This is a genomic window from Burkholderia catarinensis (assembly GCF_001883705.2).
In the GTDB taxonomy this organism is placed as follows: Bacteria; Pseudomonadota; Gammaproteobacteria; order Burkholderiales; family Burkholderiaceae; genus Burkholderia; species Burkholderia catarinensis.
Map to the genome: position 1 here is coordinate 49,283 of NZ_MDEQ02000035.1, position 14,734 is coordinate 64,016.

Consider the following 14,734-nt stretch of genomic DNA (forward strand, 5'->3'; position numbering starts at 1 on the left):
GCAATCTGAGCAGAGCCCCATATCCATCTACCTTTTGGCCAAAATACCTCCCAAAAGTCGCTACCTTTCGTGTCCGCGCCCGGAAACCCGGCACGAGATTTGCCCGCCAGGAAGGTAGCCATCCATGGGGAGCAAACGAGCGAAATCGCGATCGGCGGGCAGATTCGTGGTGCCCCGCAGCACGGTCGCACTTTTCTCCCATAACTGGCTACCTTTATCGATTCCCATAGGTGGGTACCTGTCGATCGACTCCGGATTCGTCGGCTGCGCTGTTTTCGGTCTCGAAGGTAGAAAGCGCCCCCATAAACGGCAACCAGTCGCTTTCCCCATAAAAGGTTACCTGTCCGCTGCATCGATCCTGTCTATGGGAACAGCCAACAGAGAATCCTGGTGAAATGCAACCGATCGATCCCAATTGCCACCCATAACCGGCTACCTTTCACGGTCCCCATAAACGGCTCCCCAAAGAAAAACGCTGTGCTTACAAGCGCTCGCCGATCAACAAACCGCCCCCATAAAAGGCTACCTTCGTGCGTTCCCATAGATGACTACCCAATGCGTTTTCCGGCCGGTTTCCCATAACCGGGTACGCTTACCCCATATCCACAACCCCGATTCCCCACAACGCGGTACCCCAAACCCCAAATCCACAGACCTGAAACCCCAGACCCTTACACCTGTGCTCCCATAAATGGGTACCGAACCCCCATCAAACCCTTGCTGGATAAGGCTGTGAGCCGTCTAAAAGTAGTTAAAGAAGTAAACGTTGTTAACAAAAGATGTAAACACACGTGTGCAGGCACAGAAAGACAAGCCCCATAAACCGCTACCAAAGGGAGCCGTCTGTGGTACGGCACGCGTCTCGACACTCCCGTTCCGGCTTGCCGAACAACAGCCCGCCGCCTTGTTCCACCAAGGCTCCAGGCCCGACAAGGCTTTCAGCGGAGGTGAGTGCCTACTCACAAGCCCCGAAACGTAGAAACCTATGGGAGGAAATCGGCTAGAAACCCCCCGTTTCGACGTACAGGTTCCTATCTATGGGATCGAAAAACCGGCGTCGTGACCACCCCGGGCCCCAAAATTGACCGGCAAAACGGATCATCGGCCGGAGTCGCCGACCTCTCCCGATTCACCCACGGCAGTTCGAAATCATCCTGGACGGCGCGCGAGTGGTTTTTTGCACTCGTACTTCCCCATCCGTGGACAAGTTTTTTTTCGAAGACCTATCGACGTTCCTCGTCACATTTAGCCTGTGGCCTGTGCACGGAGGAAATCGCCTCGGTTTGCCTCGCCACCCGGTGGTCTAGCGATTTTCTACCTTTGGAAAACCAAACGACGATCAATGCTGTGCCTTCGGATCGCAAGGAGAGGCCAGTGAGGCTTCCAGGAGGCGAACTGCGTGGGGCCGGAGCCGTCTGCAAACGTCGCCGGCTCCCGGGCCGATCTCGTGAACGTTGCGTACCAACGTGAAGATGCTGTCGGCGACGAAGCTCACCTCAATCGAATTCGAGCGATGATCCCGAACATTCTCACCCTCCAACGCTTCCAACTCCCGTAAAAGCTCACCGATCAAACGAACCCACAGGTATAGACACGCTGTGCCGTCCGTGACACCCGCACGGGATGCCGGGCAGCCGAAGGCGCCGAATGAGAAATCTGTGGCCAGCACGCGTCGCCTGATGTGTTCACGCGCAGAGTCGGACGGACTCACACGCGTCGTCGCGACATCGACACGACACGCAGCGTTCGCAAGACGAACATCGCAACAGGTGTGCGGCTCCCTTGCGCATTCGAGAAGTGAATCGGGTCAACGTCTTCATCGCACGCAAGGCGTCCACTCTTATCGTCATACGGACCAGACGGTAACCAGCGTCATTGGCACAGGTAACCCTCGGCATCACAGCGCAGAGATCGGTTTCCCGATTCATCACCGCGCGCCGGGGCGATGCAATGCGATTGCCTTGGTCGCCGTACAAACCGAATCGTGGTCGTTTATGGGAGGAACCGTCGCTCGAATCGCGTCGACTGACAACGTGATGGACAGGTCGACTGCCGCTGCGGTGATCGCGCCTTGTGTGATGACAATCACGTCGAGCATGAGCGGAGCGTATGGACAACACCACCTATGAAACAGTCACGGGTGCTTCGCGACGCACTGTCTGCGCGTCCCCGTCGTCTTCACCGCAGTGTGCGGCACGTCGACCGTTTCCGCATGTCGCAACAACACGGTCTGCACATGTGCCGACACGCAATACGCCGCTCCTATCCCTGCCTGGCGACGGTAGAGCGAAGGACACATTTTTCTCCCATACATGTATCCCCATTCCGTCATCACGTTGACGCCACATTTTTCGCGACGCGGTTATGATGCACAGGTCCCGATCGCGGCATGGCGACCGATCAGGGCAGGGGCGGTATCTCGAAGGTTTTTCAAACCGTGATAGTCATCAAAAGAGAGAGTTCAGCGATGCGAATCCAGATCAAAAAACTTACGCTGGCTGCTACTGCAGCCGCGTTCCTGTTCGGCTCGGCAGTTCCCGTGTTTGCGCAGACCGAGCCCGCCAGCGCGCCCGTTGGAGCGGACACCAAGGCAGCGAAGAGCCAGGCACGCAAGGCGGCCAGGGCCCAACGCAAAGCCGAGCACAAGGCTGCGCGTGCAAAGAACACCGCCGAGCTGAAGAAACTCGAGGACGCCGGTTACAAGCCGGCAGCCAACGACCCGAACTATCCGCAGAACCTGCAGAACGCGGAGAAAAAAGCCGGCGTCGGCGCAAGCCAGTAAGCGTCGCCAGGCGGCAAGCCACGGTTCGATCCGCGGCTTGCCGCGTGCGTCGCGGTCACGCGACGCACATCGTGAGCAGCATTCCCCGCATCGACGAAGGCAAGCACGTGCCGCACGTTTGCATTATTTGATTCGTAATCCTACATTTATTGGTGCGCATGACCGACACGCCGATGCGGTCAGTGCCGGCCGCCCGACGCAGTCGCGTTCCCCGTCACCTTCAGCCAGTCCCTGAATGCGCGCACCGCGTCGTCGTTCGCGCGTGCGGATGCCGCGTAGGTGAAGTAGCGCCACGGCGGCAGCGCCGGTTCGCTGAACGGCTGCACGAGCCGGCCTTCGGCGATGTCGTCGGCGACGAGCGCGATCGGTCCCATCGCGACGCCGAGCCCGTCGAGCGCACCTTGCAGCGTCAGGTAGAAATGCTCGAGCGTGAGCGAGTGTCGCGGCACGAGATTCGCATGCCCGGCCGCCGCGAGCCATTCGGGCCACATGCCGGGATAGGTTGCCGCGTGCAGCAGCGTGAAGCCGGCGAGATCGACCGGCGTATGCAACGGCCGGCCCTCCAGCAGCTTCGGCGCACACACCGGCAGCCGCGCTTCGGACAGGAATTCCTCCGCGACGTAACCGTCGATGGCCTGCGGGCCGCCGCGAACGATCAGGTCGACCTTGTCGCACAGCTTCTCGATCGGCTCGTTCGACGTCGACAGCCGCACCTCGATGGTCGGGTGGGCGACCTGGAACGACGACAGCTTCGGCACGAGCCAGCGCAACGAAAACGTCGCGGGCGCGCTGACGCGCAGCACGCGCTGCTGCGCATGGCCGAAGTGCTGCGCGGTGGCGAGCGCGATCCGGTCGAACGACGCGCCGACCTCGGCGAGATACGCGCGGCCGGCGTCGGTCAGTTCCACCCGCCGGTTGTGTCGCTCGAACAGCGGCCGCCCGAGCCACGCTTCCAGTTGCTGCACATGCCGGCTGATCGCGCCATGCGTCACGCACAGCTCGTCGGCGGCCAGCGTGAAGCTGCCGAGCCGCGCGGCGGCTTCGAACGCGCGCAGCGAATTCAACGGAGGGAGTCGTCGGGCCATTGCATCTTTTCGCGTGAAATTTACTCACACGATGGTTCAGGTTTAATCGTTTGATCGGGCGCTGCAGCTCCGCCAATATGGCACACAAACGGCCGGCTCGGCCGAGCAAGTGTCTGAATTTCTCACATGGAGTGCGGAGCATGCCGAACGTGGTGGTAGTGGGCGCCCAATGGGGCGACGAAGGCAAGGGGCGCGTCGTGGACTGGCTGGCGGCGCAGGCCGATCTCGTCGCACGCTACAACGGCGGCCACAACGCGGGCCATACGCTGGTCGTCGGCGGCAAGACATACAAGCTCGCACTGTTGCCGAGCGGTATCGTGCGCGGCAAGCGCGGCGTGATCGGCAACGGCGTGGCGCTCGATCCGGAAGCGCTGCTTGCGGAAATCGGGCGGATGGCCGAGCTCGGGCTGTCGGTGACGCCGGACAATCTGTCGATCGCCGAGAACGCGACGCTGGTGCTGCCGATTCACCGCGCGATCGACCAGGCGCAGGAGCGTCTGCGCCGCGAACCCATCGGCACCACGCTGCGCGGGATCGGGCCGGCCTACGAGGACAAGGTCGGGCGTCGCGGGCTGCGCGTCGGCGATCTCGCGGAACCGGGCCGGCTTGCCGCCAGGCTCGACGTGCTCGTCGATCATCACAACGCGTGGTTCCGCGGCCTGGGGCTCGACGAGCATGCCCGCGACGCGATGCTGCCGACGCTGGTCGACCTCGCGCCGAAGATCCTGCCGTTCGTGCGCCCCGTCTGGGCCGACCTCAACGACGCGACCGACCGCGGCGAGCGCATCCTGTTCGAGGGCTCGCAGGCCGTGATGCTGGACATCGACTGGGGCACGTACCCGTTCGTGACGTCGTCGGGCACCGTGGCATCGGCCGCAGCGGCCGGCACCGGGCTCGGCGCGTCGAAGCTCGGCCATGTGCTGGGCGTGACCAAGGCGTATGCGACACGTGTCGGCGGCGGCCCGTTCCTCACCGAGCTGACCGACGCAACCGGCGAAACGCTGCGCGCGCGCGGGCAGGAGTTCGGCGTCAACACCGGCCGGCCGCGACGCTGCGGATGGCTCGATGCTGCGCAACTGCGCCAGGCCGTCAGGATCTCGGGCATCGATTCGCTGGCGCTCACCAAGCTCGACGTGCTCGACGGCTTCGAGTCGATCGAGCTGTGTGTCGGCTACGAACTCGACGGCGCGCGGGTCGACCATCTGCCCGCGAGCCTCGATGCGCAGTCGCGCGCGAAGCCGCTCTATGAACGGTTCGACGGCTGGCAACGCACCGTGAAGGGCGTGCGCGAGCGGGCGGCGCTGCCGCGCGCCGCGCAGGATTTCATTGCGCGCATCGAAACCGTCGCGGGCGCACCGGTTTCGGTGATCACGACCGGCGCGGAGCGCGACGACACGATCGTGTTGCGCAATCCGTTCGATGCGGCGGCCGCCGCGTAACGCGCGAGACGGGAAGGACGTAATTTGCGGAGCGGCATCGTGGCCGGCGGGTAGTTTTTGCCGACCCGATGCCGGTCGCATGTCGGCGCGCTCGGTCCGGACGCCGCGTGCAGCGTCGCTGCGCGACACGATTCGGCATCCGGATCATGCCGCGTACGGCGAACTGGACACGCCTGCGGGGCTGCTGTACTGTTCCGCACAATTCGCGCCAGACCGGCCCGCGCCGGAACCGCCGGCACCATGGCCGCACGGTGGCGCGACGTGATCTCAATGCCGGGGACAGGTCGATGGACACGTTACAGATGATGCGCATTTTCGTCCGGGTCGCGGAGGAGGGCAGCTTTACGAGCGCGGCCCAGCGCATGGACATCACGACGGCCTACGCATCGCGCTCGGTCGCGCAGCTCGAAACGCATCTGCGCACGCGCCTGCTCAACCGCAGCACGCGCCGCATCGCGCTGACCGACGCCGGGCAGCGCTATCTCGACCGCTGCCAGCGCGTCCTCGGCTATATCGACGAAGCGGAAGCGGAGGCGGCCGACGCACAGGCGAAGCCGTCCGGGCGGCTGCATGTTCACGCGACGACGAGTTTCGGCCAGTCCTACGTGGTCCCCGCGGTCGTGCGCTACCGTGAGCGCTATCCGTCGGTCGCGGTCGAGCTGACGCTGTCGCAGCACGTGCCCGACATCATCGACGAAGGCTACGACGTGTCGCTGCAGTTGAGCACGACGGAGCTGCCCGATTCCGGGCTCGTGTCGCAGCGGCTCGGCGACGTGGGCAGCGTGCTGTGCGCATCGCCCGCCTACCTGAAGGCGCGCGGCACGCCGCGCACGGTGAACGATCTCGAAGGGCATGCGTGCCTGCAGATCGTCACGCCGCTCTTTCCGCGCGACCGCTGGCATCTCGACGGCCCGAACGGCCGCGAAACGTTCGAACTGCCGCTGCCGGATTTCCAGGTGAATATCGCCGATGCGCTCGGCGCCGCGCTGCGTGCCGGCCTCGGGATCGGCTCGCTGCCGATGTCGGCCGCGCTGCCCGGGCTCGCGAGCGGCGCGCTGGTGCGTGTGCTGCCCGATTACCGGTTGCAGAAGCTGACGGTCTACACGCTGTATGCGTCGCGGCAGTATCTCGACGCGAAGATTCGCACGTTCGTCGATTTCCTGCGGGAATGCGTGCCCGAGATGCTGGCCGCCGACGAAGCTGCGCTGAACGCGTCCTGCGGCTCCCGCGGTTCCTGAATCAGGCACGGCCGGTGCGTGAGTACCACGCCTTGCATGGCCGACGTAAATAATCTGTAGTCCTGCATTTGAAGCGTGAGCCGACCGGTCCGGACAACGCTGTCCATGCAACCGGCATGCCTTTATGAAAACGCTTGCTTTCGATATCGAACATCGTGGGTTCGACGCGCGGCGTGCGCCGCGCGCGTGACGCGAGCGGCCTACGGCGCGACGCGGGACAGCGGCACCGCTTCGCCGCGCAGTCTCACGACGTCGCGGCCCGGCGCATCGCCGAACAGCCGTGCGTATTCGCGGCTGAATTGCGATGCGCTCACATAGCCGACGCTGCGGCACGCCTGCCGCGCATCCAGCGCCGACAGGCACATCAGGCGGCGCGCCTCCTGCAGCCGCAGCACCTTCTGACACTGCAACGGGCTCATCGACGTGACCGCACGGAAGTGGTGATGGAAGGTCGACGGGCTCATGTCCACCTGTCGCGCGAGCGAGTCGACCGTCATCGGATCGAGGTAGTGGTCGCGAATCCACGCGACGGCGCGCGAGATGCGCTGCGTCGTCGAATCGGCCTGGCCGACCTGCGCGACGCGCGCGCCCGACGGGCCGCGCAGCAGCCGAATCAGGATTTCGTCGACGATCAGCGGCGCGAGCAGGTCGAGATCGTCGGGTTGCGCGATCAGTTGCATCAGCCGCATGACGGCGTCGACGATTTCCGGCGGCGCATCGTGCGTGTCGAGCGCGCCGCAGTCGACGGCCTTCGGCAGCCCGCGCGGAAAGACGCGCGGCGTGAGTGCCGCGATGCGGGCCGGGTCGAGGTCGAGTTGCGCGTAAAGAAACGGCTCGGCCGGGCTCGCGCGCATCACGCGGCCGGTGACGGGCAGGTCGGCCGTCGCGACCAGCATCCGCGATTCGTCGATCGTGTAGGTGCCGTCGCCGACCCGCATCGATTTCGCGCCTTGCCCGACGATGCTCACGCACGCGTGGTGCACGCCGTGGTTCCAGTGCGGCGGCGACGCGGATGCGCGCGCGATGCGCATGCCGCGCACCGGGAGTTCGAATGCGCCGTCGTGCGGTGCGTAGGCGGCGATCATCGTCGCGAGCCGGGCCGCGGGCGACCGGGCCGGCGATCGAGGGTCGTGACCGGGCGTGGTGCGCTGTAGCAGCGGCGTTCGGGCGTCGTTTTCCATGTTGCGTGAACGGATGGCGGAGTGAGCGGAGCAACGCCCGCGGTTGCGATTCCCTGTCGAGGTGCCGGCAGGGGCGCCGGCACGGCGGTCACATCGTACGGCCAGTCGCGTGCGCGGGATTGCCTAAACCTGTCGGAAATTAGCCCGATCATCCGGACCTGCACGGTCGGTGATCGCATCACCCGTCGTTGCGCGGTGTGCAGTGCACAAATTCGGAAATTAAGGCAAAACAATCGCAGGATCGGGCAAGCCATTTCCCGGTGGTTTTCATACCATTGCACCTGCTGAAAGAAATGTGTTCCAGCGCGCCCGGGTGATGCGGGTATGACCGTCGCATGACTCGCGGACGCCGCCGGCGCTGCCGCGCGTGTCGCCGCCGCGAACCGCTGGAAAAGACTCAGGACTGCTATCGAACGAGCATGCATCGGGCCAGCCGAGGCCGGCTTGCGTCCGTTGCATGCCGGCCGCGCCTGTCGCGGGCGTGCCGACCGGCCCGGCGTAGCCGGCGTCGGTGCCGCCGCATTGGCCGGACCGATGCAGGCCGGCCGTGACGCGGCAGCGTGTGCAGGCGTCAAGGCAGTCGTCCGCGCAAGGAAATCCGGACAAATGGACCAACTTCAATCGATTCGGGCATTCGTGACGGTGGCAAGGGAAGGCGGGTTTCGCCGGGCGGCGACACGGCTGCACGTGTCGACGGCGATGGCGAGCCGGCTGGTCGATGCGCTTGAGACGCGCCTCGGCGCGCGTCTGCTTCAACGCAACACGAGCCACCAGTCGCTGACGGAAATCGGCGAGCTGTATCTCGTGCGCGTCGAGCGGATTCTCGGCGCGATCGACGAGATCGACGGCCGTTTCGTCGCGATGGGCAGCAAGCCGGAAGGCGTATTGCGCGTGGCCGCACCGGTCGCGTTCGGGCTCAGCCAGTTGAGCGCGTTGCTCGATCGCTTCGTGCACCGGTTTCCGGACGTGCGGCCGACCGTGACGCTGACCGATGCCCATGTCGATCTGACCGCCGAGGACATCGATGTCGCGTTCCTGACCGACGGCATGCCGGTGTCCGGTGCGCACGCGCTGCATACGCTGGCCGCCTACGAATCCGTGCGCGTCGCGGCGCCGGGTTACGTCGCCGCGCACGGCGGTGCGGCTGCGTCGGGCGACTGGCCGGACCTCGCGGCCGTGCGGCTGGAGCTGCCGGCGGCCGACGACGACCATGCGGCCGCGTTTCGACCCGACGCAACGCTCGGCAATACGGGCGTCGGCCATCTCGAGATGGCGCGGCGGCTGGCCGTGGCCGGCATGGGCGCCGCGGTGCTGCCCGCGTATCTCGTTGACGCCGATCTGGCGGCCGGCACGCTGGTTCGCGTCGCGCCGGTCCGCCCGCTCGCGCCCGTCACGCTGAAGCTCGCGCATGCGCGTGCCGCGCGTCTGCCGGCCGCCGCGCGCGCGTTCATCGAATTCGCCGGCGCAGCGTTCCGGCCCGCGAGCTAGCAGCCCGGTTGGCCGCCACGGCTCCGCGCGCCCGCCGGGGCCGCGGGCTCGCCGTTCTTTTTTCGGAAGCAGTTCGGCAAACGAACGCTCCGCAGGGTGCAACGAACGCCCGAAATATGTGGCCGCATCCGCGGCGGAAAGGAAGCGACAGCATTCCGACCGCACGTGCAGGCCGTGAGGAGACCTGGTGATTCCCATTGAAGGTCGTCTATTTGCGAGAGGTCGCTCCATGCGCGTCGAACGGGTTCCATACCACTTAATCACTGCCGCTACGGCTGCCGTTTTCCTGGCCGCGTGCGGAAAAAAGGAAGCGGCGCCGCCGCCGCAAACGCCGGAAGTCGGCGTCGTCACCGTGCAGCCGCAAGCCGTGCCGGCGGTGACCGAACTGCCGGGCCGCACCAGTGCGTTCCTCGTCGCGCAGGTGCGTGCTCGGGTCGACGGCATCGTGCTGCGCCGTGAATTCACCGAAGGTACCGACGTGAAGGCCGGCCAGCGCCTCTACAAGATCGACCCGGCGCCGTACGTCGCCGCGTTGAACAGCGCGAAGGCGACGCTCGCGCGGGCGCAGGCGAACCTCGTCACGCAGAACGCGCTGGTCGCGCGCTACAAGGTGCTGGTGGCCGCGAACGCGGTCAGCAAGCAGGACTACGACAACGCGGTGGCCACGCAAGGGCAGGCCGTGGCGGACGTCGCAGCCGGCAAGGCGGCGGTCGATACCGCGCAGATCAACCTCGGCTACACCGATGTCGTGTCGCCGGTCTCCGGCCGTGTCGGCATCTCGCAGGTGACGCCGGGCGCGTATGTACAGGCGAGTCAGGCGACCCTGATGTCGACGGTGCAGCAGCTCGATCCCGTGTATGTCGACCTGACGCAGTCGAGCCTCGACGGCCTGAAGCTGCGCCAGGACGTGCAGAGCGGCCGCCTGAAGACGAGCGGCCCGGGCGCGGCGAAGGTGTCGCTGGTGCTGGAAGACGGCAAGACGTATGCGGAGCCGGGCAAGCTGCAGTTCTCGGACGTGACGGTCGACCAGACCACCGGCTCGGTGACGATCCGCGCGATCTTCCCGAACCCGGGCCGCGTGCTGCTGCCGGGGATGTTCGTGCGCGCACGGATCGAGGAAGGCGTGAACGAGAACGCGTTCCTGGTGCCGCAGATCGGCGTCACGCATGACCAGAAGGGCCAGGCGATCGCGATGGTGGTGAACGCGGCCAGCAAGGTCGAGGCGCGTCCGTTGACGACGACCGGCACGTACGGCCAGGACTGGATCGTCGAAGGCGGCCTGGAAGCGGGCGATCACGTGATCGTGCAGGGCGTCGACAAGGTGCGCCCGGGCGCGACCGTGAAGACCGTCGCCGCGCAGCTTGCACCGGCGCCGGACGTCGTGTCCGGCACACCGGCAAGCACCGCGAAGGCATCCGGCACCGCGCCGGCGAGTACCGCCGCCAATGCTGCGAGTTCGGCCGCCGCGTCGGCCGCGCACTAACAGGGAGTCCGTTTCATGGCCAAGTTCTTTATCGATCGCCCGATCTTCGCGTGGGTGATCGCGATCGTGCTGATGCTGGCCGGCATCGCATCGATCTTCAAGATGCCGATCGCGCAGTATCCGACGATCGCACCGCCGACGATCCAGATCCAGGCAAACTACCCGGGCGCTTCCGCGAAGACGGTGGAAGACACGGTGACACAGGTGATCGAGCAGCAGATGAGCGGTCTCGACAACTTCCTGTACATGTCGTCGACGAGCGACGATTCGGGCAACGCGACGATCACGCTGACCTTCTCGCCGGGCACGAATCCGGACGTCGCGCAGGTGCAGGTGCAGAACAAGCTGTCGCTCGCGACGCCGAACCTGCCGCAGGTCGTGCAGCAGCTCGGCATGCAGGTCACGAAGTCGAGCAGCAACTGGCTGATGTGGTTCGCGTTCAACTCCGAGGACGGCGGCATGTCGAAGGAGGACCTGACGAACTACGTGGCATCGCACGTGCTCGATCCGCTCAGCCGCGTGAACGGCGTCGGCCAGACGCTGCTGCTCGGTTCGCAGTTCTCGATGCGCATCTGGCTCGACCCCGTCAAGCTGACCAACTACAGCCTCACGCCGACCGACGTGTCGACCGCGATCACGCAGCAGAACGTGCAGATCGCGGGCGGCCAGATCGGCGGCACGCCGGCGAAGCCGGGCACCGTGCTGCAGGCGACGATCACCGAATCGACGCTGCTGCGCACGCCCGAGCAGTTCGGTAACATCCTGCTGAAGGTCAACCAGGACGGCTCGCAGGTCCGGCTGAAGGACGTCGGCCGCGCGGCATTGGGTTCGGAGAACTACACGTTCGACACGAAGTACATGGGGCAGCCGACGGCCGGCCTCGGCATCCAGCTCGCGACCGGCGCGAACGCGCTCGCGACCGCGACTGCGCTGCGGGCCAAGATCCAGGAGCTGTCGAAGTACTTCCCGCACGGTCTCGTCGTTCACTACCCGTACGACACGACGCCGTTCGTGCGCCTGTCGATCGAGGAAGTGGTCAAGACGCTGCTCGAAGGGATCGTGCTCGTGTTCCTCGTGATGTACCTGTTCCTGCAGAACCTGCGGGCGACGATCATCCCGACGATCGCGGTGCCGGTCGTGCTGCTCGGCACGTTCGCGATCATGGGCCTCGCCGGCTTCTCGATCAACACGCTGTCGATGTTCGGCCTCGTGCTCGCGATCGGCCTGCTGGTGGACGATGCGATCGTGGTGGTCGAGAACGTCGAACGCGTGATGGCGGAAGAGGGGCTGTCGCCGAAGGAAGCAACCCGCAAGGCGATGGGCCAGATCACCGGCGCGCTGGTCGGCGTGGCGCTCGTGCTGTCGGCGGTGTTCGTGCCGGTGGCGTTCTCCGGCGGGTCGGTCGGCGCGATCTATCGCCAGTTCTCGCTGACGATCGTGTCGGCGATGGTGCTGTCGGTGCTCGTCGCGTTGATCCTGACGCCGGCGCTGTGCGCGACGATCCTGAAGCCGATCCCGCAAGGGCATCACGAAGAGAAGAAAGGTTTCTTCGGCTGGTTCAACCGGACCTTCGACCGCAGCCGCGATCGCTACACGAGCGGCGTGAACCACGTGATTCGGCGCTCGGGGCGCTGGCTCGTGATCTACCTGGCCGTGTTCATCGCGGTCGGCGTGATGTTCGCGCGCCTGCCGAAGTCGTTCCTGCCGGACGAAGACCAGGGCTACATGTTCATGATCGTGCAGACGCCGTCCGGCTCCACACAGGAAACGACCGGCAAGACGCTCGACAACATCAACACGTACCTGACCACCGCGGAGAAGGATGTGGTCGACTCGGTGTTCACGGTCAACGGCTTCAGCTTCGCGGGCCGTGGCCAGAACGCGGGTCTCGTGTTCGTGAAGCTGAAGTCGTACAAGGACCGCCAGCGGTCGGACCAGAAGGTCCAGGCGCTGATCGGCCGGACCTTCGCGCACTACTCGCGATACAAGGACGCGATGGTGATTCCGTTCAACCCGCCGTCGATTCCCGAACTCGGCACGGCCGCCGGCTTCGACTTCGAGCTGACGGACAACGCCGGTCTCGGCCACGAAGCGTTGATGGCCGCGCGCGGCCAGTTGCTCGGGATGGCCGCGAAGGATCCCGTGCTGGCGCTCGTGCGCCCGAACGGCCTGAACGATACGCCGCAGTACAAGGTCGATATCGATCGCGAGAAGGCGAACGCGCTCGGCGTCACGGCCGCTGCGATCGACCAGACGTTCTCGATCGCATGGGCATCGCAGTACGTGAACAACTTCCTCGACACCGACGGCCGGATCAAGAAGGTGTACGTACAGTCGGACGCGCCGTTCCGGATGACGCCGGAGGACATGAACATCTGGTACGTGCGCAACAGTGCGGGCGGGATGGTGCCGTTCAGCGCGTTCTCGACCGGCCACTGGACGTACGGTTCACCGAAGCTCGAGCGTTACAACGGTGTGTCGTCGATCGAGATCCAGGGACAGGCCGCGGAGGGCAAGTCGACCGGCCAGGCGATGGCCGCGATGGAAGCGCTCGCGAGCAAGCTGCCGGAAGGCATCGGCTATTCGTGGACGGGCCTGTCGTTCCAGGAAATCCAGTCCGGCTCGCAGGCGCCGATCCTGTACGCGATTTCGATCCTGGTCGTGTTCCTGTGTCTCGCGGCGCTGTATGAAAGCTGGTCGATCCCGTTCTCGGTGATCATGGTCGTGCCGCTCGGCGTGGTCGGCGCGCTGCTCGCGACGATGCTGCGCGGCCTCGAGAACGACGTGTTCTTCCAGGTCGGCCTGCTGACCACCGTGGGCCTGTCCGCGAAGAACGCGATCCTGATCGTCGAGTTTGCGCGCGAGTTGCAGGCGAACGGGAACATGGGGCCGGTGCGTGCGGCGATCGAGGCGGCGCGCCTGCGGCTGCGCCCGATCCTGATGACGTCGCTCGCGTTCATGCTGGGCGTGCTGCCGCTGGCGATCAGCAACGGCGCGGGTTCGGCGAGCCAGCACGCGATCGGTACGGGCGTGATCGGCGGGATGATCACGGCGACGTTCCTCGCGATTTTCATGATCCCGATGTTCTTCGTGCGGGTTCGCGCGATCTTCAGCGGCGAGACGGAAAACGTCGACGACGCCTGGCGTCTCGTGCAGGGCGACCTGCAGCGCGGTCACGGCGACGCACACGATTCGAAGGGGCAGTAACGATGCAAAAACACGCTTTGACTGCAACGGCGGCCGCACTGGCTGCCGCGCTGTTCGCCGCGGGCTGCACGATGGCGCCGCATTACAAGCGGCCCGATGCGCCCGTCGCGCAGGCGTACCCGGCCGGCGGCGTCTACGCGACGCAGCCGGGTGCGGCCGGCGCGCGCAGCGCGAACGGCCAGGCGGCCGCCGCCATCGGCTGGCGCGAGTTCTTCGTCGATCCGCGCCTGCAGCGGCTGATCGAAATCGCGCTGAAGAACAACCGCGACCTGCGCGTGTCGGTGCTGAACATCGAGGCGGCGCGCGCGCAGTACCAGATCACGCGCGCGGGCCTGTTCCCGACGCTCGACGGCACGGGTACGGGCAACATCCAGCGCGTGCCGGCCGGCGTGTCGACGAGCGGGGCGCCGCAGATCTCGCGCGTCTACAACGTCGGACTCTCTGCGTCGTGGGAGCTCGACCTGTTCGGCCGCGTGCAGAGCCTGAAGGACCAGGCGCTCGCGCAGTACCTGTCGACCGCGTACGCGCGGCAGGCGTCGGAGATCTCGCTGGTGTCGCAGGTGGCCGATCAATACCTGACGCTGCTGTCGACCGACGATCTGCTGCAGGTCACGGAGAACACGCTGAAATCCGCGCAGGCGTCGTACGACCTGACGAAGCTGCAATTCGACAACGGCACGGGCTCCGAGCTCGAGCTGCGTCAGTCGCAGACGGTGGTCGAGACGGCGCTCGCGAACCAGCAGGCGCAGGCACGCGCCCGCGCGCAGGCGCTGAACGCGCTGGTGCTGCTGGTCGGCGAGCCGCTGCCGGACGACCTGCCGGCGGGCATGC

Annotated in this window: 10 protein-coding genes; 7 read left to right on the top strand and 3 right to left on the bottom strand. The window is 65.8% G+C overall.

The window, feature by feature from the left end:
* Positions 1–1,927: 1,927 nt before the first annotated feature.
* Entirely contained in the window at positions 1,928–2,098 is a 171-nt protein-coding gene (locus tag BFF94_RS33775; protein WP_158062137.1) for a hypothetical protein, read from the bottom strand.
* A gap of 369 nt (positions 2,099–2,467) precedes the next feature.
* Between BFF94_RS33775 and BFF94_RS33780 the strand changes: the two genes are divergently transcribed.
* A complete protein-coding gene (locus BFF94_RS33780; protein ID WP_128849874.1) occupies positions 2,468–2,782 on the top strand; it encodes a DUF4148 domain-containing protein in 315 nt (104 codons plus the stop codon).
* A gap of 179 nt (positions 2,783–2,961) precedes the next feature.
* Here BFF94_RS33780 and gcvA read toward each other — a convergent pair whose 3' ends face one another.
* Complete coding sequence (gene gcvA / locus BFF94_RS33785; RefSeq protein WP_128849859.1) at positions 2,962–3,867, bottom strand: transcriptional regulator GcvA; 906 nt, start codon at positions 3,865–3,867, stop codon at positions 2,962–2,964.
* Positions 3,868–4,007: 140 nt separating this feature from the next.
* Between gcvA and BFF94_RS33790 the strand changes: the two genes are divergently transcribed.
* Both BFF94_RS33790 and BFF94_RS33795 read left to right on the top strand, forming a co-directional pair.
* Positions 4,008–5,306: an adenylosuccinate synthase gene (locus BFF94_RS33790; RefSeq protein ID WP_128849860.1), complete on the top strand. Its 1,299-nt coding sequence runs from the start codon at positions 4,008–4,010 to the stop codon at positions 5,304–5,306.
* A 287-nt stretch (positions 5,307–5,593) separates the two neighbouring features.
* Positions 5,594–6,544 (top strand): LysR family transcriptional regulator, encoded by a 951-nt coding sequence (locus BFF94_RS33795; RefSeq protein WP_219140329.1) that lies wholly within the window; start codon positions 5,594–5,596, stop codon positions 6,542–6,544.
* 200 nt (positions 6,545–6,744) lie between these two features.
* On the opposite strand, the gene BFF94_RS33800 is transcribed toward BFF94_RS33795, so the two are convergent.
* Positions 6,745–7,725, bottom strand: coding sequence for an AraC family transcriptional regulator (locus tag BFF94_RS33800; protein ID WP_128849864.1), 981 nt, complete (start codon positions 7,723–7,725; stop codon positions 6,745–6,747).
* Between the two features lie 606 nt (positions 7,726–8,331).
* Between BFF94_RS33800 and BFF94_RS33805 the strand changes: the two genes are divergently transcribed.
* The 4 genes from BFF94_RS33805 to BFF94_RS33820 form a co-directional block, all read left to right on the top strand.
* A complete protein-coding gene (locus tag BFF94_RS33805) occupies positions 8,332–9,213 on the top strand; it encodes a LysR family transcriptional regulator (RefSeq protein WP_219140330.1) in 882 nt (293 codons plus the stop codon).
* Positions 9,214–9,442: 229 nt separating this feature from the next.
* A complete protein-coding gene (locus BFF94_RS33810) occupies positions 9,443–10,696 on the top strand; it encodes an efflux RND transporter periplasmic adaptor subunit (RefSeq protein WP_219140331.1) in 1,254 nt (417 codons plus the stop codon).
* 15 nt (positions 10,697–10,711) lie between these two features.
* Complete coding sequence (locus BFF94_RS33815; protein WP_219140332.1) at positions 10,712–13,903, top strand: efflux RND transporter permease subunit; 3,192 nt, start codon at positions 10,712–10,714, stop codon at positions 13,901–13,903.
* Between the two features lie 2 nt (positions 13,904–13,905).
* On the top strand, positions 13,906–14,734 hold an 829-nt coding region (locus BFF94_RS33820; protein WP_219140333.1), incomplete at its 3' end, for a TolC family protein.

Coding starts and splice junctions, on each gene's coding strand:
- BFF94_RS33790 (WP_128849860.1), top strand. CDS start 4,008: ATGCCGAACGTGGTGGTAGTGGGCGCCCAATGGGGCGACGAAGGCAAG.
- BFF94_RS33780 (WP_128849874.1), top strand. CDS start 2,468: ATGCGAATCCAGATCAAAAAACTTACGCTGGCTGCTACTGCAGCCGCG.
- gcvA (WP_128849859.1), bottom strand. CDS start 3,867: ATGGCCCGACGACTCCCTCCGTTGAATTCGCTGCGCGCGTTCGAAGCC.
- BFF94_RS33815 (WP_219140332.1), top strand. CDS start 10,712: ATGGCCAAGTTCTTTATCGATCGCCCGATCTTCGCGTGGGTGATCGCG.
- BFF94_RS33810 (WP_219140331.1), top strand. CDS start 9,443: ATGCGCGTCGAACGGGTTCCATACCACTTAATCACTGCCGCTACGGCT.
- BFF94_RS33805 (WP_219140330.1), top strand. CDS start 8,332: ATGGACCAACTTCAATCGATTCGGGCATTCGTGACGGTGGCAAGGGAA.
- BFF94_RS33795 (WP_219140329.1), top strand. CDS start 5,594: ATGGACACGTTACAGATGATGCGCATTTTCGTCCGGGTCGCGGAGGAG.
- BFF94_RS33800 (WP_128849864.1), bottom strand. CDS start 7,725: ATGGAAAACGACGCCCGAACGCCGCTGCTACAGCGCACCACGCCCGGT.
- BFF94_RS33775 (WP_158062137.1), bottom strand. CDS start 2,098: ATGCTCGACGTGATTGTCATCACACAAGGCGCGATCACCGCAGCGGCA.